The following is a 329-nucleotide window of genomic DNA, read 5'->3' on the forward strand; positions in this document are numbered from 1 at the left end:
ACCGTGCCCTCCGGGTGCTTGTACCAACCCGGATCCTTGTAGTCGTTGTGGTCGAGGCCCGGCCGCACCTTCACGACCGAGAACATGCCGCCCATCTCAACAGGCCCGAACTGGGCATAGCCGGTCATCATCGGCAGCGTGTTCTCGGGCAGCGGCATCTCCATCGAGCCCATCTCGCCCATGCCGGTGCCGCCCATCGGCATGTAGCCCGGGGCGATCCGCTTCAGGGCCGGCGCCGTCTGGTTCATGTTCACGCCGATGTAGGTCCGGTTGTCATGGCCCATGGCGTTCATGGTGTGGTGCGACTTGTGGCAGTGGATCGCCCAGTC

1 pseudogene is annotated in these 329 nt (G+C 64.7%); it reads right to left on the reverse strand.

What is annotated here, in order from left to right:
- Positions 1 to 329: pseudogene (locus OC446_RS30710) on the reverse strand (copper oxidase); the annotation flags it as partial.

Source organism: Microvirga sp. Mcv34, from assembly GCF_024519725.1.
Taxonomy (GTDB): domain Bacteria; phylum Pseudomonadota; class Alphaproteobacteria; order Rhizobiales; family Beijerinckiaceae; genus Microvirga.